Annotated in this window: 16 protein-coding genes; 8 read left to right on the top strand and 8 right to left on the bottom strand. The window is 71.3% G+C overall.

The window, feature by feature from the left end; all coding sequences use genetic code 11:
• Positions 1–68: 68 nt before the first annotated feature.
• The 5 genes from whiA to AB0959_RS02560 all read right to left on the bottom strand — a co-directional run bounded on the left by whiA (position 69) and on the right by AB0959_RS02560 (position 6,005).
• Positions 69–1,058: a DNA-binding protein WhiA gene (gene whiA / locus AB0959_RS02580; protein ID WP_366824387.1), complete on the bottom strand. Its 990-nt coding sequence runs from the start codon at positions 1,056–1,058 to the stop codon at positions 69–71.
• Positions 1,049–2,119: a uridine diphosphate-N-acetylglucosamine-binding protein YvcK gene (gene yvcK / locus AB0959_RS02575; protein WP_366824386.1), complete on the bottom strand. Its 1,071-nt coding sequence runs from the start codon at positions 2,117–2,119 to the stop codon at positions 1,049–1,051. The genes whiA and yvcK overlap by 10 nt, the downstream gene beginning before the upstream one ends.
• Entirely contained in the window at positions 2,116–3,138 is a 1,023-nt protein-coding gene (rapZ, locus tag AB0959_RS02570; RefSeq protein WP_366824385.1) for an RNase adapter RapZ, read from the bottom strand. The genes yvcK and rapZ overlap by 4 nt, the downstream gene beginning before the upstream one ends.
• The gene (gene uvrC, locus AB0959_RS02565) at positions 3,135–5,222 is read right to left on the bottom strand and encodes an excinuclease ABC subunit UvrC (protein ID WP_366824384.1); all 2,088 of its coding nucleotides are present in this window, start codon (positions 5,220–5,222) and stop codon (positions 3,135–3,137) included. The genes rapZ and uvrC overlap by 4 nt, the downstream gene beginning before the upstream one ends.
• 90 nt (positions 5,223–5,312) lie before the next feature.
• A complete protein-coding gene (locus tag AB0959_RS02560; RefSeq protein ID WP_366824602.1) occupies positions 5,313–6,005 on the bottom strand; it encodes a response regulator transcription factor in 693 nt (230 codons plus the stop codon).
• A 235-nt stretch (positions 6,006–6,240) separates the two neighbouring features.
• Between AB0959_RS02560 and AB0959_RS02555 the strand changes: the two genes are divergently transcribed.
• Positions 6,241–6,399: a hypothetical protein gene (locus AB0959_RS02555; RefSeq protein WP_366824383.1), complete on the top strand. Its 159-nt coding sequence runs from the start codon at positions 6,241–6,243 to the stop codon at positions 6,397–6,399.
• A 170-nt stretch (positions 6,400–6,569) separates the two neighbouring features.
• On the opposite strand, the gene AB0959_RS02550 is transcribed toward AB0959_RS02555, so the two are convergent.
• Complete coding sequence (locus tag AB0959_RS02550) at positions 6,570–9,371, bottom strand: nitrate- and nitrite sensing domain-containing protein (protein WP_366824382.1); 2,802 nt, start codon at positions 9,369–9,371, stop codon at positions 6,570–6,572.
• Positions 9,372–9,832: 461 nt separating this feature from the next.
• Positions 9,833–11,209, bottom strand: coding sequence for a sugar ABC transporter substrate-binding protein (locus AB0959_RS02545; protein WP_366824381.1), 1,377 nt, complete (start codon positions 11,207–11,209; stop codon positions 9,833–9,835).
• A 217-nt stretch (positions 11,210–11,426) separates the two neighbouring features.
• Here AB0959_RS02545 and AB0959_RS02540 point away from each other — a divergent pair, with 217 nt between their 5' ends.
• The 4 genes from AB0959_RS02540 (at position 11,427) to AB0959_RS02525 (ending at position 15,143) form a co-directional block, all read left to right on the top strand.
• Positions 11,427–11,792, top strand: coding sequence for a response regulator (locus AB0959_RS02540; RefSeq protein ID WP_366824380.1), 366 nt, complete (start codon positions 11,427–11,429; stop codon positions 11,790–11,792).
• 207 nt (positions 11,793–11,999) lie between these two features.
• Entirely contained in the window at positions 12,000–12,968 is a 969-nt protein-coding gene (locus AB0959_RS02535; RefSeq protein ID WP_366824379.1) for a hypothetical protein, read from the top strand.
• Between the two features lie 172 nt (positions 12,969–13,140).
• Positions 13,141–14,235, top strand: coding sequence for a LacI family DNA-binding transcriptional regulator (locus tag AB0959_RS02530; protein WP_366824378.1), 1,095 nt, complete (start codon positions 13,141–13,143; stop codon positions 14,233–14,235).
• Positions 14,232–15,143 carry a carbohydrate kinase gene (locus AB0959_RS02525; protein WP_366824377.1) on the top strand — a complete coding sequence of 304 codons (912 nt, stop codon included), beginning with the start codon at positions 14,232–14,234 and terminating at the stop codon, positions 15,141–15,143. The genes AB0959_RS02530 and AB0959_RS02525 overlap by 4 nt, the downstream gene beginning before the upstream one ends.
• A 157-nt stretch (positions 15,144–15,300) precedes the next feature.
• Here the strand turns inward: AB0959_RS02525 and uvrA are convergent, their stop codons facing one another.
• Positions 15,301–18,345 carry an excinuclease ABC subunit UvrA gene (gene uvrA / locus AB0959_RS02520; protein ID WP_366824376.1) on the bottom strand — a complete coding sequence of 1,015 codons (3,045 nt, stop codon included), beginning with the start codon at positions 18,343–18,345 and terminating at the stop codon, positions 15,301–15,303.
• A gap of 223 nt (positions 18,346–18,568) precedes the next feature.
• Between uvrA and AB0959_RS02515 the strand changes: the two genes are divergently transcribed.
• The 3 genes from AB0959_RS02515 to AB0959_RS02505 all read left to right on the top strand — a co-directional run bounded on the left by AB0959_RS02515 (position 18,569) and on the right by AB0959_RS02505 (position 21,264).
• Positions 18,569–19,297, top strand: coding sequence for a maleylpyruvate isomerase family mycothiol-dependent enzyme (locus AB0959_RS02515; protein WP_366824375.1), 729 nt, complete (start codon positions 18,569–18,571; stop codon positions 19,295–19,297).
• Between the two features lie 10 nt (positions 19,298–19,307).
• Entirely contained in the window at positions 19,308–19,964 is a 657-nt protein-coding gene (locus AB0959_RS02510) for an MBL fold metallo-hydrolase (RefSeq protein WP_366824374.1), read from the top strand.
• 406 nt (positions 19,965–20,370) lie between these two features.
• Positions 20,371–21,264, top strand: a complete 894-nt coding sequence (locus AB0959_RS02505) for an ABC transporter substrate-binding protein (protein WP_366824373.1) — start codon at positions 20,371–20,373, stop codon at positions 21,262–21,264.
• Positions 21,265–21,266: the final 2 nt, after the last annotated feature.

The following is a 21,266-nucleotide window of genomic DNA, read 5'->3' as shown; positions in this document are numbered from 1 at the left end:
CGACCACCCACCAAGGGGGCGGTCGGCACCGGCGTGTTGACGGACCGTTGGGATTGTCCGACGAGCCGTCAACCCACCAGGTTGTCGGCCATCTCCTCGGTGAGGTTGGACTCGGTACCCGGGATGCCGAGGTCGGAGGCGCGCTTGTCGGCCATGGCGAGCAGCCGGCGGATACGGCCCGCGACGGCGTCCTTCGTCAGCGGCGGGTCGGCGAGCGCGCCCAGCTCCTCCAGGGAGGCCTGCTTGTGATCCATGCGCAGGCGTCCGGCTGCCGCGAGGTGCTCGGGGACCTCGTCGGCGAGGATCTCCAGGGCGCGCTGCACCCGGGCGCCGGCGGCGACGGCGGCGCGGGCCGAGCGGCGCAGGTTGGCGTCGTCGAAGTTGGCGAGCCGGTTCGCCGTGGCGCGGACCTCGCGGCGCATCCGCCGCTCCTCCCAGGCCAGCACGGACTCGTGGGCGCCGAGGCGGGTGAGGAGCGCGCCGATCGCGTCGCCGTCGCGGACGACGACCCGGTCCACGCCCCGTACCTCGCGGGCCTTCGCGGCGATCGACAGTCGCCGGGCCGCGCCGACCAGCGCGAGCGCGGCCTCCGGGCCCGGGCAGGTCACCTCCAGGGAGGACGAGCGGCCGGGCTCGGTGAGCGAGCCGTGCGCCAGGAACGCCCCGCGCCAGGCCGCCTCCGCGTCGCAGGTCGCCCCCGAGACGACCTGCGGAGGCAGGCCCCGGATGGGGCGGCCCCGGCCGTCGACGAGCCCGGTCTGGCGGGCCAGCTGGTCGCCGCCCGCGACCACGCGCACCACGTAGCGGGAGCCTCGGCGCAGTCCGCCGGGCGCCATCACGATCAGTTCGGAGCTGTGTCCGAAGATCTCCAGGATGTCCCGCTTGAGCCGGCGCGCGGCCATCGCCGTGTCCAGCTCCGCCTCGATCACGATGCGCCCGCTCACCAGGTGCAGCCCGCCCGCGAACCGAAGGATCGCCGAGACCTCCGCCTTTCTGCAGCAGGTCCGGGTGACGGGTAGCCGGGAGATCTCGTCCTTCACCGCTGCCGTCATCGCCATGGGCCGATCCTTCCATGCATCCGAAAAATACGGTCGTACGCGGCGGCCAGCAGCTCCGGGTCGTGCCGCGGCGAGCCGTCGGTCCGGGCCACCGGCGCCAGCTCGACCGCGGCGCCGAACCGCTTGGCCGCGTCGGTGAGCGACGCGCGGTCGGGCACGGCGGCCGTGTCGGCCAGCACCACGTCCAGGGCGAGTTTAGGGGCGTGTCGTGCCAAAACCTCCAAATGACGCTGCGGGGAGAAGCCGTCTGTTTCTCCGGGCTGCGGGGCGAGGTTCAAAGACAGCACCCGGCGCGCCTTCGTCTCTGTGAGGGCGTCGAGCAGCTGAGGCACGAGGAGGTGCGGGATGACCGAGGAGAACCAGGAGCCGGGGCCGAGCACCACCCAGTCCGCGTCCAGGACCGCTTCGACGGCCTCGGGGACCGCGGGCGGGTCGTGCGGCACGAGGTGCACGGACTGCACCTCACCGGGGGTGAGCGCGACGGTGGCCTGTCCCCGCACGGTGTCGACGGCGTCCGGGCGGGCCGGGTCGTGGCCCTTGACCAGGGCCTGCAGTTCCAGGGGCACGGCCGACATGGGCAGCACCCTCCCCTGGGCGCCCAGGAGCCGGCCGACCAGGTCGAGGGCCTGGACGTGGTCGCCGAGCTGCTCCCACAGGGCGACGATCAGCAGGTTGCCGACCGCGTGCTCGTGCAGGTCGCCCTGGGACTGGAAGCGGTGCTGGATGACGCGCGCCCAGGTCTGGCCCCAGTCGTCGTCGCCGCACAGCGCGGCCAGCGCCTTGCGCAGGTCGCCGGGCGGGAGCACGCCGAGTTCGTCGCGCAGGCGCCCGCTGGAGCCGCCGTCGTCGGCCACGGTGACGACGGCGGTGAGGTCGCCGGTGATCCGGCGCAGGGCGGCGAGCGAGGCCGACAGACCCATGCCGCCGCCGAGCGCGACGACCTTCGGCTGGGCGCCCCGGCGGCGTCCCCGTCCGCCGCGGGCCTCGGCGGGCCTGCCCTCTCGCTCCTCCTGGGTGACCCGGCGCAGCCTGCTGAGCCGCAGAGCGGCACGTCCCGTCATTCGCGGCCCATGTCGCGGTGCACGACCACGGTCTCCACGCCCTGGGAGGCGAGGCGGGCGGCGAGCTTCTCGGAGGTGGCGACCGAGCGGTGCTTGCCGCCGGTGCAGCCCACCGCGACGGTCACGTACCGCTTGCCCTCGCGGCGGTAACCGGCGGCGATGAGCTGCAGCAGCTCCGTGTAACGGTCGAGGAACTCCTTGGCTCCGGGCTGGTTGAAGACGTAGTTGGAGACCTCCTCGTTGAGCCCGGTGTAGGGGCGCAGCTCGGGGACCCAGTGCGGGTTCGGCAGGAAGCGCATGTCCACGACCAGGTCGGCGTCCACCGGGAGGCCGTACTTGAAGCCGAAGGACATGACGGTGGCCCGCAGCTCGGGCTCCTCCTCTCCGGCGAACTGGGCGTCCATCTTGGCGCGCAGCTCGTGCACGTTGAGGCTGGAGGTGTCGATCACGAGGTCGGCGTCGCCGCGCAGCTCGCGCAGCAGCTCGCGCTCGGCGGCGATGCCGTCGACGATGCGGCCGTCCCCCTGGAGGGGGTGCGGGCGGCGCACGGACTCGAAACGGCGGACCAGGGCCTCGTCGGAGGACTCCAGGAAGACGATCCGCCGGGTGACGTGCTTCTCCGCCAGGTCGGCGAGGGACTCGCGGAGGTTGTCGAAGAAGCGGCGGCCGCGGACGTCGACGACGACCGCGATCCGTGCCACGTTGCCCTGGGAGCGGGCGCCGAGCTCCACCATGGTGGGGATCAGCGCGGGCGGCAGGTTGTCGACGACGAACCAGCCGAGGTCCTCCAGGCACTTGGCGGCCGTCGACCGTCCGGCGCCGGACATGCCGGAGATGATGACCAGCTCGGGGATGGCCGCCTCGGGGACCCCGGCCGTTTCGATGCCCGTACTCACTTGTGCTCCGTCTTCCTGGGGCGCTGGGTGCTGTGAGGCGTGCTCGCCCGCCGCCGCGGGGGCTTCCTCGCGCCGTGTTGTGTGTTCCTGGTGCTCTTCTTCGCGGGTGTCGTGCTCGCTCATGTCTCCTGCCCCCGTCGTTCGTCCGGGGCTCCCGCGGACACGGGCTCCCCCGAGGGGCCCTCCGTCGTCTCGGGCACCTCGTCCCTCTCGTCTGCCTCGCCTTCTTCGTATTCCATGATCTCTCCGGTCGCCGTGTTCACGGCGGGTGCGGCCGGGGCCGCTCCCGCCAGGGCGACGGCGATCGTCTCGGCCGTCTTGCGGCCTATGCCGGGGACCTCGCAGATCTGGTCGATCGTCGCGGAACGCAGTTTCTTCACCGAACCGAAGTGCTTGATCAGTGCCTGTTTGCGGGTGTCGCCGAGACCCGGCACCTCGTCCAGAGGGCCGGCCCTGAAGCGCTTGGCCCGCTTGGTGCGCTGGTAGGTGATGGCGAAGCGGTGCGCCTCGTCGCGGACGCGCTGGAGCAGGTACAGGCCCTCGCTGGTGCGGGGCAGGACGACGGGGTCGTCCTCACCGGGTACCCAGACCTCCTCCAGACGCTTGGCGAGTCCGCACACGGCGATGTCGTCGATACCGAGCTCGTCGAGGGCCCTGCGGGCGGCGGCGACCTGCGGCTGCCCGCCGTCCACGACGACGAGCTGGGGCGGATAGGCGAAGCGCTTGGGGCGGCCGTCGTCGTCCTTGAGGTCACCCGGGCGCTCAGCGCCGTCGATCTCGTCGCCGTCGGCCCACTCTCCGGTCCTCTCCTTCTCCGCGAGGTACCGCCTGAAGCGGCGGGTGATCACCTCGTGCATGGAGCGGACGTCGTCCTGTCCCTCGAAGCCCTTGATCTGGAAGCGGCGGTACTCGCTCTTGCGCTGCAGGCCGTCCTCGAAGACGACCATGGAGGCCACGACGTCGTCGCCCTGGAGGTGCGAGATGTCGTAGCACTCGATCCTCAGGGGCGCGCTGTCCAGGTCGAGGGCCTCGGCGATCTCCTCCAGGGCGCGCGAGCGGGTGGTGAGGTCGGAGGCGCGCTTGGTCTTGTGCAGGGCGAGCGCCTGCTGGGCGTTGCGCTCCACGGTCTCCATGAGTGCCTTCTTGTCGCCGCGCTGCGGGATGCGCAGCGACACGTTCGACCCGCGTCGGTCGGTGAGCCACTCCTGGACGGGCTCGACGGGCTCGGGCAGCGCGGGGACCAGTACCTCCTTGGGGACGGCGTCGCCGGTCTCCTCGCCGTAGAGCTGCTGGAGGGCGTGCTCGACGAGGTCACCGGTGGTGACCGCCTCGACCTTGTCGGTGACCCAGCCGCGCTGGCCGCGCACGCGTCCGCCGCGGACGTGGAAGATCTGCACGGCCGCCTCCAGCTCGTCCTCGGCGACCGCGATGAGGTCCGCGTCGGTCGCGTCGGCGAGCACGACCGCGTTCTTCTCCATGGCCTTCTTCAGGGCCTCGATGTCGTCGCGCAGGCGGGCGGCCCGCTCGTACTCCATCTCGCCGGCCGCCTCCATCATCTGCTTCTCGAGGCGGCGCAGGTAGGTGCCGGTGCGGCCGGCCATGAAGTCGCAGAACTCGTCGGCCAGTTCCCGGTGGTCCTCGGGGGAGATCCGCTCGACGCACGGGGCCGAGCACTTGCCGATGTAGCCGAGGAGGCAGGGACGGCCGGTGCGGGCCGCGTTCTTGAACACGCCGGCCGAGCAGGTGCGCACGGGGAAGACGCGCAGCAGCAGGTCCACGGTGTCGCGGATCGCCCACGCGTGCGCGTACGGCCCGAAGTAGCGCACGCCCTTCTTCTTGTGACCGCGCATCACCTGCACGCGCGGGAACTGTTCGCTCATCGTCACCGCGAGGTACGGGTAGCTCTTGTCGTCGCGGTACTTGACGTTGAAACGGGGGTCGAACTCCTTGATCCAGGAGTACTCCAGCTGAAGGGCCTCCACCTCCGTGGACACCACCGTCCACTCCACGGACGCGGCCGTGGTGACCATGGTGCGGGTGCGCGGGTGGAGGCCCGCCAGATCCTGGAAGTAGTTCGCCAGGCGCTGGCGCAGGCTCTTCGCCTTCCCGACGTAGATCACCCGGCGGTGCTCGTCACGGAACTTGTAGACCCCGGGTGTGTCCGGGATCTGTCCCGGCCTGGGGCGGTAGCTGGAGGGGTCGGCCATGTTCCACACCCTACTGGCGGGGACCGACATCGCGGCGGCCCTGTGGACGGACCCCGGCCACCCCTCGCGGGCCCCGCTCACCCGCCTCGCTCACCCCCCGTACTGGCCCGACTCCAGGAAGGTCAGGACGGCGAGGACGCGGCGGTGGTCGTCGGTGTCCTCGGGCAGCCGGAGCTTGCCCAGGATGCTGCGCACGTGCTTCTCGACGGTGCCCTCGGTGACCCACAGACGGCGGCCGATACCGGCGTTGGATCTGCCCTCGGCCATGAGGGCGAGGACTTCGCGCTCACGGTTGCTGAGGACGCCGAGAGGATCGTCGCGGCGCTGGGCGACGACGAGTTCCTGCACGAGGGAGGGGTCGACGACCGAACCGCCCTTCAGGATGCGCTCCAGCGTCTCGATGAACTCGTCGACCACCGTGACCCGGCTCTTGAGCAGGTAACCGATCCGCCGGCCGCCGGCCAGCAGTTCCAGGGCGTCCTCGACCTCGACGTACGCCGACAGCACCAGGATGCCCGTGTCGGGGTGGCGCTCTCGGATGGCGCGGGCCGCTTTCAGCCCCTCGGTGGACTGGTTCGGCGGCATCCTGATGTCGATGATCGCGAGGTCGGGCCGCTCGCCCTCGACGAGTTCCAGGAGGTGGACGGCGTCCCCGGCCTGGCCCGCCACCTCGTACCCGCCCCGCTCGCACAGGCTGGCCAGGCCCTCCCTGAGCAGGACGTCGTCGTCGGCGAGAACCACTCTCCCGCGCGCGGGACGCTGTTTCGCGACCGCGTCGTCCATGTCGCCCATGTACCCGACCCCGTCCGATTCTGCCCGATCCCATGCGGTGCGCGACCAACAGCCTGCCGGAACCGACCACTTCCGGCTAGCCGGAAACCTACTTGGGGGCTGGCCATGACGACACCTTGACGTCGGGACGGGATGCTCGAACCAGTGCAGATGCAAGGGACGTGCCGCTCCGGAAGTGAGAAGAGGGGTGGCGGGTCATCGGAACATCGCTCGAAGGGCTGCGCACATGCGGCAGACACGGATCGAGAAGCGACGGTCGGCCCCCGTCCGTCGGCAGACGGACGACATGCTCTCCCTCAGCGCCCTCCGCGACCCCAGGGACCCCGACATCGTGCGCGCCAGGCGCCGCCAGGGCGCACGGCACGGCGGGAACACCCGCCCCTAGAACCGGACGGTCGCCTCTACCGTCCGCCCCGGCCGCCCGGACCGTACGCACGTCACCGAGTCCAATGACTCCCCCTCGATTGGACACCCGCGTACGCTCCGGGCGGCCCGCCATGCCCGCGGGAGGCCACGGCCGTGCTCCCGGGGCTGTGCTCCCAGGGCTGTGCTCGCTCACTCCCTCTCGGGGCGCCTCGGCACGGGAAGCCGCACCGTCAGCGTCGTACCGCCGCCCGGTGGGCTGACGACGTCCAGCCGGCCGCCCGCCGCCTCGACGCGGTCGATGAGTCCGATGAGTCCGGATCCCTTGCCGGGCTCCGCTCCGCCGACGCCGTCGTCCCGGATCATCAACTCCAGGACGCCGTCCCGGTCCTCGGCCGCGATGGTCACCACCGTCGCGCTCGCGTGCTTGGCGGCGTTGGTGAGGCACTCGGAGGCCACGTAGTACGCGGCCACCTCCAACTGTTCGGGGAAGCGGGCAGCGGGCAGCCCGAGGTCGAGTTCCACGGGGACGGCGGAGCGGCGGGCCAGGGCGCGCAGGGCCGGGCCCAGGCCGCCACGCGAGAGGACGGCCGGGTGGATGCCGCGGGCCACCTGGAGCAGGTCCTGGAAGGCGTCGTCGAGGCCCTTGCCCACCTGCGCCAGACGCCGCCCGAGTTCACCGGAGCGGTCCGTCACCAGGGTCTCGGCCAGCCGCAGCTCCAGTTGGAGCGAGACCAGGCGCTGCTGGACGCCGTCGTGCAGATCGCGTTCGATGCGGCGCCGGGAGGCGTCCCCGGCGGCCACCACACGGGCGCGGGAGGCCGTGAGCTGGGCGCGGCTGTCGGCGTTGGCGATGGCCGTGGCGATGAGTTCGGTGAAGTCGGCGAGACGCGACTCGGTGTCGCCGGGCAGCGGCTCCACCATCGAGGCCGCGACGACGGCACCCCACCGCCGGCCGTCGACGACGATGGGCGCGGCCGCGGAACGTCCCGCCACGGCGGCCCGCCGGGGCCAGGCGTCGTCGTGTCTGTTTTTGTCCCTGCCCTTGTCCCCGTCCCCGCCCGCGTCCTCGCCCCCGCCCGCGTCCTCGCCCTCTCCCTCGCCCACTGCGTCCTGCGCGATCCCGAGGACCGTGAAATAGCCGTCGGACTCGTACCGCAGCACGGCCACGGCGGTCCCCAGCAGCTCCGCCACCTCCTCCGCGACCCTCGCGAACACCTCGGACGGCGGGACCCCGTTGGCCACTGCGGTGGCGACCCGGCGCAGCGCGGCCTGTTCACGGGCGGCCCGGCGGCTCTCGGTGACGTCGCGCGCGGCGCCGTAGATGAGGCCCTCCTCGGGAACCGGCCAGGCACTCCACTCCAGCCAGCGCTCGGTGCCGTCGTCGCGCACGCAACGGTTCTCGAACTCCTCCACCGCGTGCCCGTTCGCCAGCCGCTCGAAGGCGGCACGCGCGCGTGCCCGGTCGTCCTCGTGGATGAACTCGAGGACCGGCTTGGACAACAGCACCTCACCCGGGTAACCCAGGGTCCGCTCGAAGGCGGGGTTCACGCGCTTGAAGTAACCCTGGAAACCGCAGATGCAGAGCAGGTCGAGGGAGAGGTTGAAGATGCTCTCCAGTTCCTGCTCGGCTTTCTCCCGTCGCCCGTGCGCCGCGGCGAAGGACGCCATCGTGCCGTTCATGCCGCGCAGCAGGTGTGCCCAGGTGCCCTCGAACGAGACGACGTCGGCGCGGTGCTCGAAGCGGCCCGCGTTGATCGCGGTGTTCATGGCGCGGATCTCACCGACCAGCCGCTCGGTGGTCCCCCGCAGGCCGCGGAAGGTGTCGGCGACGTCGCCGAGTTCGTCGCGTCCCGCGTAGCCCACGTCGTACGAGAGGTCGCCGTCCGACAGGGCCCGGGCGCCCGCGGACACGTCGCCGAGGGGCTGGGTGATCGAGCGGCGCAGGGCCAGCGCGAGCGCGGTGACGACGCCCAGGACGAGCAGGGAGACGATGAGGTCCCGCGCGCCACCGGACCGGGCGGCGGTGAGATCGCGGTCGGCCTCGTCGGCCAGTTCGCGCGCGGCCTTGTCCTCGATGCGGCGCAGGTCCTGGACGCGTGCCCCGGAGACGGCCAGCCAGCGGTCGTACGAGGGCAGGCCGGCGGTCGTCCCGGCCGGCGCGGCGAGCGTGTCGCGGACCTCGCGGACGGCCCGGCCGGGAGCCCGGAGCAGAGCGGCGTACAGCTCGCTCTTCAGCGCGGGCGAGGTGTTCTGCCGGAAGGTGTCGAGCTGGGCCTCCTCCAGTGCCTGCCAGCGGCCCACCGCGACGGGCCGTCTGCCGGGGGGTGCGTCGAGGAGGACGGCCAGTTCGGCGCGTTCCCGCTCGGCGGCCTCGATGGCCGAAAGGAGGGCGAGGTGGGCGTCGGCGGCGCGGCCCGCGTCCCGGGTGGGGCGGCCGGACTCCAGGTCGGCGACAGTGTGCAGGAGGCGGTCCTCGACGCTCCCGTACTGCGTCGTCACGCCCTGGGGGCCGAGGGAGCCGGTGCCCGTCTGGGCGCGTACGGCGTGCAGTTCGCGGCTCAGGGCGTCGAGGCGGCCCGCGACGTCGGTGGGCCCCGACCAGGACTCCGCGCGTGCGGCTGCCCGCTTCACGGCGCGGTCGGTGGCGCTCTCGGCGGCGGACCGTTCCTTCAGCGTGCCCGGCCCCGGCCGCAGCCTGGCCAGGACGGCGGCGATCCGCTCCCGGGCGACGGCGTCGGAGACCCCGGTGGTCGCGTGCGCGACCGCGGTCGCCGTGCGGAAGTGGCCCAAGGTCCGGGCCTCGCGCCACTGGGTCACGGCGCCGGCGGCGGTGAAGACCAGCAGCCCGGTCACCGGCAGCAGCACGAGGAGCATCAGCTTGGGCCCGACGCGCAGGCGGGCGAGCATCGCTAGGCGGACCGGGGGCGAAGGGCGACGTGCCGGTGCGCCGGTGGGGCTCGAGGGGGTCGTGTCCGGCGCGGGTACGTTCATGGGGCTCGCGTCCGGCACGTCCGCTCCCGTGGAGCTCGTGCCCTGCGCGGGCGCGCTCTTGGGGCTCGTTCGGGGCGCGCGGCGTGGCGCGAGCAGGCGTCTTCCGGTCGGTCCGCGGCGCACGGTCGGTCCTCAACGCCCCGGGCGAGGGTGACAACGGTGACCCGTGAGGTCCCTGCCGAGGGCGCGCACCTGCCATGAGGACGCCTCCGTGGAGTCCTGGTGCCGCCCGGATCCCGGCCAGGGCCCCGCCTTGCGGCCCCTCACGTGGACTTCTGGGTCCTTGTTCGCGTCCACCTGTCCCACCTTCGCCCAGTGCGGCCGAGTGGCCTCTGGTGCCCCTGCTCGCGCGGCTTCTTCAGGATGCCGGGGAACCCTGTGAGCCGTCCATCCGTTCCCTGTTCCGCGTGGACCCCCGCCGCTCGGGACGTGGGCCGGAGGCGCGGACGCTCCGCTGCCGCTCACGGCCCGCTCTGCGGGTAACCGTCGTGCGTGGCCAGGTCCTTGTCGATGGCCCGGGCCGCCTGGTCCAGGGTCCTCCTGACGGAGGCGCCGTCGAGGACGATCTTCGCGAAGGCGCGCGAGAAAGCAGTGGTGATCGCCGGGTACGCGGGCGTCTGCGGGCGTGGCCGGGCGACCCCGTCCCGCAGTTGCTCGAGGAACAGCCGCTCGGCACCGCCCGCGCCGTACGCGGAGGAGAGTTTCACCGCGCGGTTCGTCGCCGGGACCGCGCCGTTCGCCTCGCTCATTTTGAGGACCTGTTCCGGACGCAGGAGATACGCGAGGAAGCGCCACACCGCGTCACCGTCGGTGGCGCCCGACGTGATGCCCCACTGCCAGGACCCCATCCCCGTGACGGTGCCCTTGCCGAAGTCGGGCAGAGGCACGATCGCCACGTCACCGGGGTGCGCTTTCGTGTACTCGGCGTATCTCCAGTGGCCCATCCAGGAGATGGGGCTGCGGCCCTCGACGAACGCCTCGTCGTCCTTGCCCGGGTCCACGAGCCCTTCCCTGACCCAGTTCTGCAGGATGGTGAGCGCCCTGACGGACGCCGGGCCGTTGAGGTAACCGTCAGCCGTGCGGAACTCGGGGTCGATGAGGTCGCCGCCCGCCGACCACAGGGCCGGCGCGAACGCGTAGGTGTTCCACTCGCCGCCGTCCGAGGCGTGGTGGAGCCACAGGTCGAGCGGCCTCTTGTAACCCTCCTCACGGAGTTTCCGGAGGATGCCGGTCAGTTCGCCGGCCGTCCAGGCGTCGTCGACGCCACGCGGGATGCGCACACCCACCTTCTTCAGCACCGACGGCCTTACGTACAGACCGAGTCCGGAGTCGAACGTTCCGATGCCCCACAACCGCCCGGCGTACGTGCCCTGCCGGCGGATCGACGGCAGCAGATCGTCCAGGGTCTTCCGGGGCACGCAGGAGTCGATCGGCTTGAGCTTGCCGGACCAGGCGTAGCTGTAGAGGTGCGGGCCGTCGAAGTCGAGCAGGTCGGGAAGGTCGCCGCTGGCCGCCGCGGAGTCCACCAGAGCGGTGTACGACGGCGTCCGGGGCAGGGCGACGAGCTCGACCCTCACCTGCTTCTGGGTCCTGTTGAACTGCCGCACCTGGTCGCGCATGGTGTCGAGTTCACCGCTCTGCCCGGTGTGGAACCACACCGTGATGCGTTCGGTGCCCTCGATCCTGCCGTCGCAGGTGGTGTCGCTCGGCGCTCGCTTCCCCCCGCCCGAGCCGTTGCCTCCGCTGCACCCTGCCAGCAGCAGGGCGGCGGCCAGCGTCCCTGTGACCAGGGTTCGCCGGATCCGGCGTGTTCCCGCGTTCCTGTGCGGTGCCTGCATGACGCACCCCTGCTTTGACCAGGCTGCTCGGCCTCCCCCAGGGCAGCGTCATGCTAGCGCCCATGTCGCTGCACCGCGCCAGGTGAGCGGCAACCGCGCCAACCGGCACAGGACTTCAGCACATTCCCCCGGCCCTGCCGCCCACGGGACATGAACACGCCGCACTTTTCCGGCTAGCTGGAAGGCGCAATCACCGACCGGTTGGCACCCTTGCTGCATGTCCATGCGCTGTCTGCTCGTCGATGACAGCGCCCGGTTCCTGGAGGCAGCGCGTTCCCTGCTGGAGCGCGACGGGGTCACTGTCGTCGGCGTCGCCTCGACGGGCGCGCAGGCGGTCGCGCGGGCCACCGAGCTTGCCCCGGACGTCGTACTGGTGGATCTGGACCTCGACGGCGAGAGCGGCTTCGACCTGGCCACGCGGCTGGCGGAGACCGTTTCCTCCGTCATCATCCTCATCTCGACGCACTCCCTGGACGACTTCGAGGAGCTCGTCGCCGCGAGCCCCGCCCGTGGATTCCTGCACAAGTCGTGGCTGTCCGGGCGCGCGATACGCGATCTTCTGGGCCCGGAGCCGGGGCCGTAGACGGCTTGACGGGTGAGCGTGGTGTTCCGCGCCAGGTGTTGTCGGAGCATGGTCAACACGCTTCAATGCGGGGTGGCCCGGCGCCGTGAACTGCCCACATGGGGGTGCGGAGTTCCGGCACACGGGCACCGGCGCCCACCGGGCGCCTGACGCACATACGCGAACGGTCCGACCCGCCGTCCGCGCCCCGGACAGAAAGGCCCCTGCATGCTGCACGGCACAGAGCACGCGGACGTCGCCACGACGGAGGCGGACCTCACCGCGGCGGAACTGGAGACGGCCTTGCGCAGCGGCCCCTTCCATGTCGCCCTGCGCGCCGCCATCGCCGCGCGCGGGCTGCCCCTGCAGCGCGTCCAGCACCACCTGTCGCGCTACGGGGTGAAGGTCGGCGTGACCAGCCTGAGCTACTGGCAGCAGGGCGCCCGACGGCCACAGCGCCCCGAGTCCCTGCGGGCCGTGCGCGCCCTGGAGGAGATTCTCCGCCTCCCCGACGAGTCTCTGATCCGCCTGCTCGCCGAGACCGAGGAACGCCCTGGCCAGGAGCGTCACGCGGGCCGCTCGTACCGCTCCCTCGTGGAGGCGTCGGGAGTGCTGGAACAGCTCCTGAACGAACTGGAGGCGTCGCTCGACGGCGGCCTGCACACCATCGCCCACCACGAACGGGTCCGGATCGGGGCGCACCGCGAGTTGCTGGCACGCGAGTCCCATCACATCGTGCGCGCCCACAAGGACGGTGTGGACCGCTATGTGGCCGTGCACCACGGTGACCCGGGGTGCTCGCCGGAGCGCATGACCGTACACGCCCTGGAGAACTGCCGCACCGGGCGGATGCGGTGGCACCGCGACACCGGAGTACTCGTCGCGGAACTGCTCTTCGACATCCGGCTGCGCACGGGCGACACCTTCCTCTTCCGGTACCGGGTCGAGGACGGCACGGCCGGGACGTCCCACGAGTACGCCCGCGGGTTCGGCTACTCGGGCGGGCAGTACGCGCTCCAGGTGTGCTTCGACGAGCGGGCCATGCCCACGCGCTGCCACCGCTTCACCCAGCACACGGCGGCGGCCCCGCGCACCGGCCACCACGAACTGCCCCTGAGCCGCCTGCACCGCTCGGTCCACCTGGTCGAGCCCCGGGTCCGCTCGGGGATCCTGGGCATCGGCTGGGACTGGGAGTAACGGGCACCGCAGGCACCCTTCCGGCGGAAGCCCCGGGGACGCGGACGCCCGCGCCCGGACACGTCAATGATTCCGCCTCGATACGTAAACGCTTGCGCAAACGTTTACGTATGCCCTCGCATGCGGTAGCTTCCCGCCCAGGCAGCTCACCGTGTCCGAGGAGGGGACCGCCTTGGCCACGATGGTCGATGTAGCGCAGCACGCGGGTGTGTCCGTGGCGACCGTCTCGCACGTGCTGAACAACACGCGCGCCGTGCGGCCACAGACCCGCCAACTCGTCCTCGACGCCATCGAGGCACTCGGCTACACGCCGAACACGCTGGCCCGTTCCCTGGTCACCTCACGGACACGGTCCATCGGGCTCGCGGTGTCGGCGGTCAGCAACCCGTACTTCACGGAGATCCTCCAGGGCGTCGAGGCCGGTGCTCTGGAGCACGGCTACAGCCTGCTGATCGCCGATCCGCACGACGACCCGGAGCACGAGCGGAAGGTCGTCCAGCTCCTGCACGAACGGCGCGTGGACGGCATGATCGTCGCACCGTCGGCGCGGCCCGACGGTCTCCTCGACTACCTCCGCCGGCACGACGTGCCGACCGTGTTCCTGGACCGGCTGGTCACCCTGCCCGACGGCGACCCGTTCCGCTTCGACCAGGTCTGCACCGAGAACACCGAGCCCATGGCACGGCTCGTCGGACATCTCGCCGATCTCGGCCACCGGCGCATCGGGCTGGTCGCGGGCCTGCCCGGCCTCAGCACCACGGGCGAGCGGATCACCGGCTACCGTCTCGGCCTCACGGCCGCCGGACTGCCGTACGACGAGTCGCTCGTGGCCCGGGGCGACTCCGACGCGGAGGTGTCCCGGCGCGTGACCCGTGAGCTGCTCACCCGGTCGAGCCCGCCCACGGCGCTCGTCACCGGCAACAACGCCATGACCATCGGCGCCCTGCGTGCCCTGGGCGAGCTGCGCGTCCGCGTTCCCCACGACATGGCGCTGTGCTGCTTCGACGACTTCGCGTGGGCCGACCTGTTCCACCCACGGCTGACCGCCGTCGCCCAGCCCAGCAAGGAGATCGGCGCGCAGGCCGTGCGGCTGCTGCTGGAGCGGCTGGGCGCGCCCGACCAGCCCGCCCGTACCGTCCGGCTCCCCTCCACGTTCGTCCACCGCGGCTCGTGCGGCTGCCCGGAGAGCCCCGAGAGCACCACGCGTCCGGGGACCTCCGAGGGCGTGAGGAACCCGAAGGACTCCGAGAAAGGATCCGTCTCGTGATCGTCGTCGCCGGTGAGGCCCTGATCGACCTGGTACCGCAGGGTGCGGGCGCCCTCGTGGGGCTGCAGCCCGCTCGTGGCGGCGGCCCCTACAACACGGCGGTGGCCCTCGGCCGCCTCGGCTCGCCCACCGCGTTCTGCTCCCGCGTCTCACGCGACGCCTTCGGTGAGGCACTGCTGGACGGGCTGCGGGCTGCGGGTGTCGACGTGGCCTCCGTGCAGCGCGGTACGGAGCCGACGACGCTCGCCGTGGCCTCGGTCGACGAGAGCGGTTCGGCCGCGTACTCCTTCTACGTCGAGGGCACCGCGGACCGGCTGTTCGAGGCTCCCGACCGCCTTCCCGCCGGCACGAAGGCCGTGTCCTTCGGCACCTGCTCGCTCGTCCTGGAGCCCGGCGCGAGCGCGTACGAGGAACTGATGCGGACGGCCGCGGCCCAGGGGGTGTTCACCGCGCTCGACCCGAACATCCGGGCGGGGCTGATACCGGACGCGGACGCCTACCGTGCCCGGTTCAAGAGCTGGCTGCCGTCGGTGTCCCTGCTGAAACTCTCCGAGGAGGACGCCCAGTGGCTCGGCGGCACCCCGCGCGAGTGGCTGGCCTCCGGCCCCTCCGCCGTCGTGGTCACGCACGGCGGCGACGGGCTGACGGTCTTCACCCGCGACGGCTCCGAGCACTCCGTCCCGGGCGAGCGGGTCGACGTCGTGGACACCATCGGCGCCGGCGACACGGTGAACGCGGCCCTGTTGCACGGGCTGTCCACGTGGGGCGCCCTGGCTCCCGACGCGCTCGTGGGTCTGGGTGCCGACGGCTGGGCGCGGCTGCTGCGGTTCGCGGCGCGCGCTGCGGCGATCACCTGCTCCCGGGCGGGCGCGGAACCGCCGTACGCCACCGAACTGGGCGAACTGTGACCGTAGCCGTGGAGTGAGTGGGGCAGGCGGAGTTGGTGGAGCAGGCGGAGTTGGTGGACGCGAAAGGCTGCTGACGTGCGGCGGGCGGTGTCCCCAGGGGAGTTCCCCGGGACACCGCCCGTCGCGTGCTCGTCTGTCCCGCCTCGCGGGCGGGGCCTCAGGCCTTGGGGGCCCGCGCTGTCTTCTTCGCGGTGGCCGTCTTCTTCGTGGCCACCTTCTTCGTGGCCGCGGCGGCCTTCTTGGTCGCCGTGCTGTTGGCGGTCTTCGCCGTGGCTGTCTTCCTGGCCGTCGACGTGGCGGCGACCGTCTTCCTGGCCGCGGCCTTGCGCGGGGCCTTCACCTGGGCGGCGTCGCTGACGCGCTCGGCGCCCAGGATCTCGCGCAGGAACTTGCCCGTGTGGCTGGCCGGGACCCCGGCGACCTGCTCGGGCGTGCCCTCGGCGATGACGAGGCCGCCGCCGTTGCCGCCCTCGGGGCCCATGTCGACGACCCAGTCGGCGGTCTTGATGACGTCGAGGTTGTGCTCGATGACGATGACCGTGTTGCCCTTTTCGACGAGGCCCGACAGCACCGTGATCAGCTTGCTGATGTCCTCGAAGTGCAGACCGGTGGTCGGCTCGTCGAGCACGTACACCGTGCGTCCGGTGGACCGCTTCTGCAGCTCGCTAGCCAGCTTGACGCGCTGCGCCTCACCGCCGGACAGCGTCGGCGCGGGCTGGCCGAGCCGGACGTAGCCGAGGCCGACGTCGTTGAGCGTCTTCAGGTGGCGGGCGATCGCGGGCACGGCCTCGAAGAAGCCGTGGGCCTCTTCGATCGGCATGTCCAGGACCTCGGAGATGGACTTGCCCTTGTAGTGGACCTCCAGGGTCTCCCGGTTGTAGCGCGCCCCGTGGCAGACCTCGCACGGGACGTACACGTCCGGCAGGAAGTTCATCTCGATCTTGATGGTGCCGTCGCCGGAGCAGTTCTCGCAGCGGCCGCCCTTGACGTTGAACGAGAAGCGCCCGGGCTGGTAGCCACGCACCTTCGCCTCGGTCGTCTCGGCGAACAGCTTGCGGACGTGGTCGAAGACGCCGGTGTACGTCGCCGGGTTGGACCGCGGGGTGCGGCCGATGGGCGACTGGTCGACGTGGACCACCTTGTCGACGAGGTCGTCGCCGTCCACGCGCGTGTGCCGTCCGGGGACGGTCCTTGCGCCGTTCAGCTCGCGGGCCAGGTGCGTGTACAGGATGTCGTTGACCAGCGTGGACTTTCCGGAGCCCGACACGCCCGTGACGGCCGTGAGCACGCCCAGCGGGAAGGACACGTCGATGTCCTGGAGGTTGTTCTCGCGGGCGCCGTGCACGGTGAGCCTGCGGCCGGGGTCGACCGGGCGGCGGATGTCCGGGAGCGTGATCTCCTTCTTGCCGGCCAGATACTGCCCGGTCATCGACTCGGCGTTGGCCAGCAGCTCCTTCAGGGGACCGCTGTGCACGACCTTGCCGCCGTGCTCGCCGGCGCCGGGGCCGATGTCGACGACCCAGTCGGCGGTCTTGATGGTGTCCTCGTCGTGCTCGACGACGATGAGTGTGTTGCCCATGTCGCGCAGGCGGACCAGGGTCTCGATCAGCCGGTGGTTGTCGCGCTGGTGCAGACCGATGGACGGCTCGTCGAGCACGTACAGCACGCCCACGAGTCCGGAGCCGATCTGGGTGGCCAGACGGATGCGCTGGGCCTCGCCGCCGGAGAGGGTGCCGGCCGCGCGGTTCAGCGAGAGGTAGTCCAGGCCGACGTCGACCAGGAACCGCAGCCGTTCGTTGACCTCCTTCAGCACCCGCTCGGCGATCTTCTTGTCGCGGGCGTTGAGCTTGAGCCGGCCCAGGAAGTCGGCGCAGTCGCTGATGGACATCGCGGAGACCTCGGCGATGGACTTCTCCATGACCGTGACCGCGAGGACGATCGGCTTCAGGCGGGTGCCCTCACAGGTGGGGCAGGGCACCTCGCGCATGTAGCCCTCGAAGCGCTCACGGCTGGCGTCGCTCTCGGCCTCGCTGTGCCGCCGCTTCACGAAGGGGACGGCGCCCTCGAAGGCCGTGGTGTAGACACGCTCGCGGCCGTACCGGTTGCGGTAGCGGACCTCGATCTGCGTCCTGTGGCCGTACAGCAGGGCCTTCTTCGCGCGCTGCGGCAGACCGGCGAAGGGGATGTCGGTACGGAAGCCGAGGGCGTCGGCGAGGGCTCCGATGAGACGGCCGAAGTAGTCCTTGGTGTGACCGTGCGACCAGGGGTGGATGGCGCCCTCGTCGAGCGACTTCTCCTCGTCCGGGACGATCAACTCGGGGTCGACCTCCATGCGCGTACCGATGCCGGTGCAGTCGGGGCAGGCGCCGAAGGGCGAGTTGAAGGAGAAGGAGCGGGGCTCCAGCTCCTCGAAGGACAGGTCGTCGTACGGGCAGTACAGGTGCTCCGAGTACATGCGCTCGCGCTCGGGGTCGTCCTCGGGGAGGTCGACGAAGTCGAGCACGACCATGCCGCCGGAGAGGCCGAGGGCGGTCTCCACGGAGTCGGTGAGGCGGCGCTTGGCGGAGTCCTTCACCGTGAGGCGGTCGACGACCACCTCGATGGTGTGCTTCTCCTGCTTCTTCAGCGTCGGCGGCTCGGTGAGCTGGATGGTCTGCCCGTCCACGCGCGCACGGGAGTAGCCCTTGGTCTGGAGGTCCGCGAACAGGTCGACGAACTCGCCCTTGCGCTCGCGCACCAGCGGCGACAGCACCTGGAAGCGGCTCCCCTCCGGCAGCTCCAGGACCTTGTCGACGATGGCCTGCGGCGACTGGCGCGAGATCGGGCGGCCGCACTCGGGGCAGTGCGGCTTGCCGATGCGCGCGAAGAGCAGGCGCAGGTAGTCGTAGACCTCGGTGATGGTGCCGACCGTGGAGCGCGGGTTGCGCGAGGTCGACTTCTGGTCGATGGAGACAGCCGGGGACAGACCCTCGATGAAGTCCACGTCCGGCTTGTCCATCTGCCCGAGGAACTGCCGTGCGTACGAGGACAGCGACTCCACGTAGCGGCGCTGGCCCTCGGCGAAGATGGTGTCGAAGGCCAGCGAGGACTTGCCCGACCCTGACAGGCCCGTGAAGACGATGAGCGAGTCGCGCGGCAGGTCGAGCGAGACATTCTTGAGGTTGTGCTCGCGCGCGCCACGGACGATGAGACGGTCGGCCACGCCGGTCCGCACCTTTCTTGAGTGAAGTAGCAGGGGCGGGGCCCCCGCCCTTCACAGACTAGGGGGAGCCACTGACAGCGCCGGTCCTGTTTCCCCGTTCTTCAACAATCCCGGGCCTTCCAGCATGCCCGACGCAGAACCCGACCATATAGCACGCGCATTCGATTTGCGGCGGCGGTCCACATCCTTCACCCAAACGTGTGGCGGCGCTAGGGTCGGCCTCATGATGGATCACGCGCGCGACCTGGCATCTGTACGTGATGCGACCGAGCGGCTCCTCACCGCAGCCGCCAAACTGGACAACGCCTCCGTCGCCGAGCCGTCACGGCTGCCGGGCTGGACCCGCGGCCACATCCTCGCCCACCTCGCCCGCAACGCGGACGCGCTCGTGAACGTCCTCCAGGGGCGTCCCATGTACGTCTCCGCGGACGCTCGGGACGCCGACATCGAACGGGACGCGCCGCGCCCCCTGGACGTCCAGCTCGCCGACGTACGCGAGAGCATGGGCCGCTTCCAGGACGCCGCCTCGGTCTCCGCGGACTGGTCCCGCACGGTGGAGCTGCGCAACGGCGTGACCGACCAGGCGGCGATGGTGCCGTTCCGGCGCTGGATCGAGGTGGAGATCCACCACGTGGACCTCGGCATCGGGTACGAGCTGGAGGACCTCTCGAAGGAGTTCACCCAGCGCGAGATCAACTTCCTCGCCGACCGGTTCCGCAACCACCCCGGCGTCCCCGCGCTGCTGATCAAGCAGGACGACGGGCGCATGCTCCCCACCGGAGCCGCCGAGCCCGTCTCCGAGGAGCAGCTCGACAGCGGCTACGAGCCGCCGCTCCCCGGGCTCACGGTCAGCGGCCGCCAGGCCGACCTCCTCGGCTGGCTGGCGGGCCGCCGCGACGGGTCCGCACTGCGCGCCGACGGCGGCCCCCTCCCCTCGCTGCCCCCGCTATAGGCTTGCAGCCATGACGTACAGCGGAGCGGTGACGGTCGGCGGCCCTGCGGATGTGCACGAACTGCAGGACCTGATGATCTCCAAGGTCGCGGTCGGCCCGATGAACAACAACGCGTACTTGCTGCGCTGCCGTGCCACCGACGAGCAGTTGCTGATCGACGCGGCGAACGACGCGGCCACGCTGCTCACGCTGATCGGCGGCGACGGCATCGCCTCCGTCGTCACCACGCATCAGCACGGCGACCACTGGCAGGCGCTCGCCGAGGTCGTGGCGACGACGGGCGCGCGGACGTACGCGGGCCGGGACGACGCCGAGGGCATCCCGGTGCCGACCGACGTCCCGGTCGACGACGGCGACACGATCCGGGTGGGGCGCGTCGAGCTGACCGCGCGCCACCTGGTGGGCCACACCCCTGGCTCGATCGCGCTCGTCTACGACGACCCGCACGGCCACCCTCATGTGTTCACGGGGGACTGTCTGTTCCCGGGAGGTGTGGGCAACACACGTAAGGACCCGAAGGCGTTCGCCAGTCTGATCCGCGACGTCGAGACGAAGATCTTCGACCCGCTCCCGGACGAGACGTGGGTCTACCCGGGCCACGGCGACGACACGACGCTGGGCGCCGAGCGTCCGCACCTGCCGGAGTGGCACGCACGGGGCTGGTGACATCGGCCCACGGGACAGGTGGCAACGGCCCTGAGGCCTGGCGTTCCCGACGACCCTGGTGTCACTTGAGTACCTGAAATCCCTGGTGTCGGGCGGCAGTTGATGCGCCGCACGGCGCGCGCCGCAGAGCGCGCGCCGTACGCGCCCCGTGTGAACCGAACACACGCGCCGGTGCCCTTCGCGCGCTCCCGGCGCAGTCATTGGCGCAGTCCACTGGAAGCAGTCCCGCACGGGATGACGGCTCCTGTGCGGTATGGGCCGCCGGCCACTCAATCCCCGCCCTCGGCCGGCGGCCCCTCGGGCCTTCCGCCCGGCTGTTCACGAAATCGCAACACCCGTTCCCAATATGCGGACAATTGCCGTCGTGACCTCGACAAACGGGATGCGGCGCTGTCAGTCTCCCGCCATGCATCTCGCCCTTGGAGCGCCTCGCGCCCTGCGCCGCGCCGCGTCCGCCGCCACCGTCGCCCTGCTCGCCGTCGCCGTGGGCTGCGCCCCGCAGCCCGAGAGCGACGCCTCCGGCAAGGCCTCCGGCTCCGCTCAGGAGAACTGCGCCAAGGGCAGGTTGAGCACCGAGACGTCCGGCAAGCTGACGATCGCGACCGACAAGCCGGCGTACGAGCCCTGGTTCAAGGACGACGACCCCGCGAACGGCAAGGGCTTCGAGTCGGCGATCGCGTACGCCGTGGCGAAGCAACTCGGCTACGACAAGGCCGACGTGGTCTGGCAGACCGTGCCCTTCAACAAGGCCTTCGCGCCCGGCGAGAAGACCTTCGACTTCGACATCAACCAGGTGTCCGTCAGCGACGAGCGCAAGAAGGCCGTGGACTTCTCGTCCGGCTACTACGACGTGCGCCAGGCCGTCATCGCGCTCAAGGACTCCAAGGCCGCCAAGGCGACGAGCATCGCGGACCTCAAGGACGTGAAGCTGGGCGCCCAGGTCGGCACCACCAGCCTCGACTACATCAACGACGTGGTGAAGCCCAAGCAGGAGGCCGCCGCGTTCGCGAAGAACGACCAGGCCAAGTCCGCGCTGAAGAACGGCCAGGTCGACGCCATCGTGGTCGACCTGCCGACCGCCTTCTACATCACCGCGGCCGAGGTGACGGACGCGAAGATCGTGGGGCAGTTCGAGAACCAGGGCGGCACGCCGGAGCAGTTCGGCCTCGTCCTCGACAAGGGGAGCGCGCTCACCCCGTGCGTGACGGACGCGGTGGACGCCCTGCGCGAGGACGGCACGCTGGCGAAGGTCGAGAAGCAGTGGCTGTCCGACGCCGTTGACGCCCCGGTTCTCAAGTGACG

The sequence above is a fragment of the Streptomyces sp. NPDC046862 genome, assembly GCF_040704615.1.
Lineage (GTDB): Bacteria > Actinomycetota > Actinomycetes > Streptomycetales > Streptomycetaceae > Streptomyces.
This window is presented reverse-complemented; position numbering and strand designations above follow the sequence as displayed.

What these genes read in the sequence shown, in the direction of transcription:
- whiA (WP_366824387.1), bottom strand. Translation starts at nt 1,058, where the DNA reads ATGGCGATGACGGCAGCGGTGAAGGACGAGATCTCCCGGCTACCCGTC.
- yvcK (WP_366824386.1), bottom strand. Translation starts at nt 2,119, where the DNA reads ATGACGGGACGTGCCGCTCTGCGGCTCAGCAGGCTGCGCCGGGTCACC.
- rapZ (WP_366824385.1), bottom strand. Translation starts at nt 3,138, where the DNA reads ATGAGCGAGCACGACACCCGCGAAGAAGAGCACCAGGAACACACAACA.
- uvrC (WP_366824384.1), bottom strand. Translation starts at nt 5,222, where the DNA reads ATGGCCGACCCCTCCAGCTACCGCCCCAGGCCGGGACAGATCCCGGAC.
- AB0959_RS02560 (WP_366824602.1), bottom strand. Translation starts at nt 6,005, where the DNA reads ATGGACGACGCGGTCGCGAAACAGCGTCCCGCGCGCGGGAGAGTGGTT.
- AB0959_RS02555 (WP_366824383.1), top strand. Translation starts at nt 6,241, where the DNA reads ATGCGGCAGACACGGATCGAGAAGCGACGGTCGGCCCCCGTCCGTCGG.
- AB0959_RS02550 (WP_366824382.1), bottom strand. Translation starts at nt 9,371, where the DNA reads ATGAACGTACCCGCGCCGGACACGACCCCCTCGAGCCCCACCGGCGCA.
- AB0959_RS02545 (WP_366824381.1), bottom strand. Translation starts at nt 11,209, where the DNA reads ATGCAGGCACCGCACAGGAACGCGGGAACACGCCGGATCCGGCGAACC.
- AB0959_RS02540 (WP_366824380.1), top strand. Translation starts at nt 11,427, where the DNA reads ATGTCCATGCGCTGTCTGCTCGTCGATGACAGCGCCCGGTTCCTGGAG.
- AB0959_RS02535 (WP_366824379.1), top strand. Translation starts at nt 12,000, where the DNA reads ATGCTGCACGGCACAGAGCACGCGGACGTCGCCACGACGGAGGCGGAC.
- AB0959_RS02515 (WP_366824375.1), top strand. Translation starts at nt 18,569, where the DNA reads ATGATGGATCACGCGCGCGACCTGGCATCTGTACGTGATGCGACCGAG.
- AB0959_RS02510 (WP_366824374.1), top strand. Translation starts at nt 19,308, where the DNA reads ATGACGTACAGCGGAGCGGTGACGGTCGGCGGCCCTGCGGATGTGCAC.
- AB0959_RS02505 (WP_366824373.1), top strand. Translation starts at nt 20,371, where the DNA reads ATGCATCTCGCCCTTGGAGCGCCTCGCGCCCTGCGCCGCGCCGCGTCC.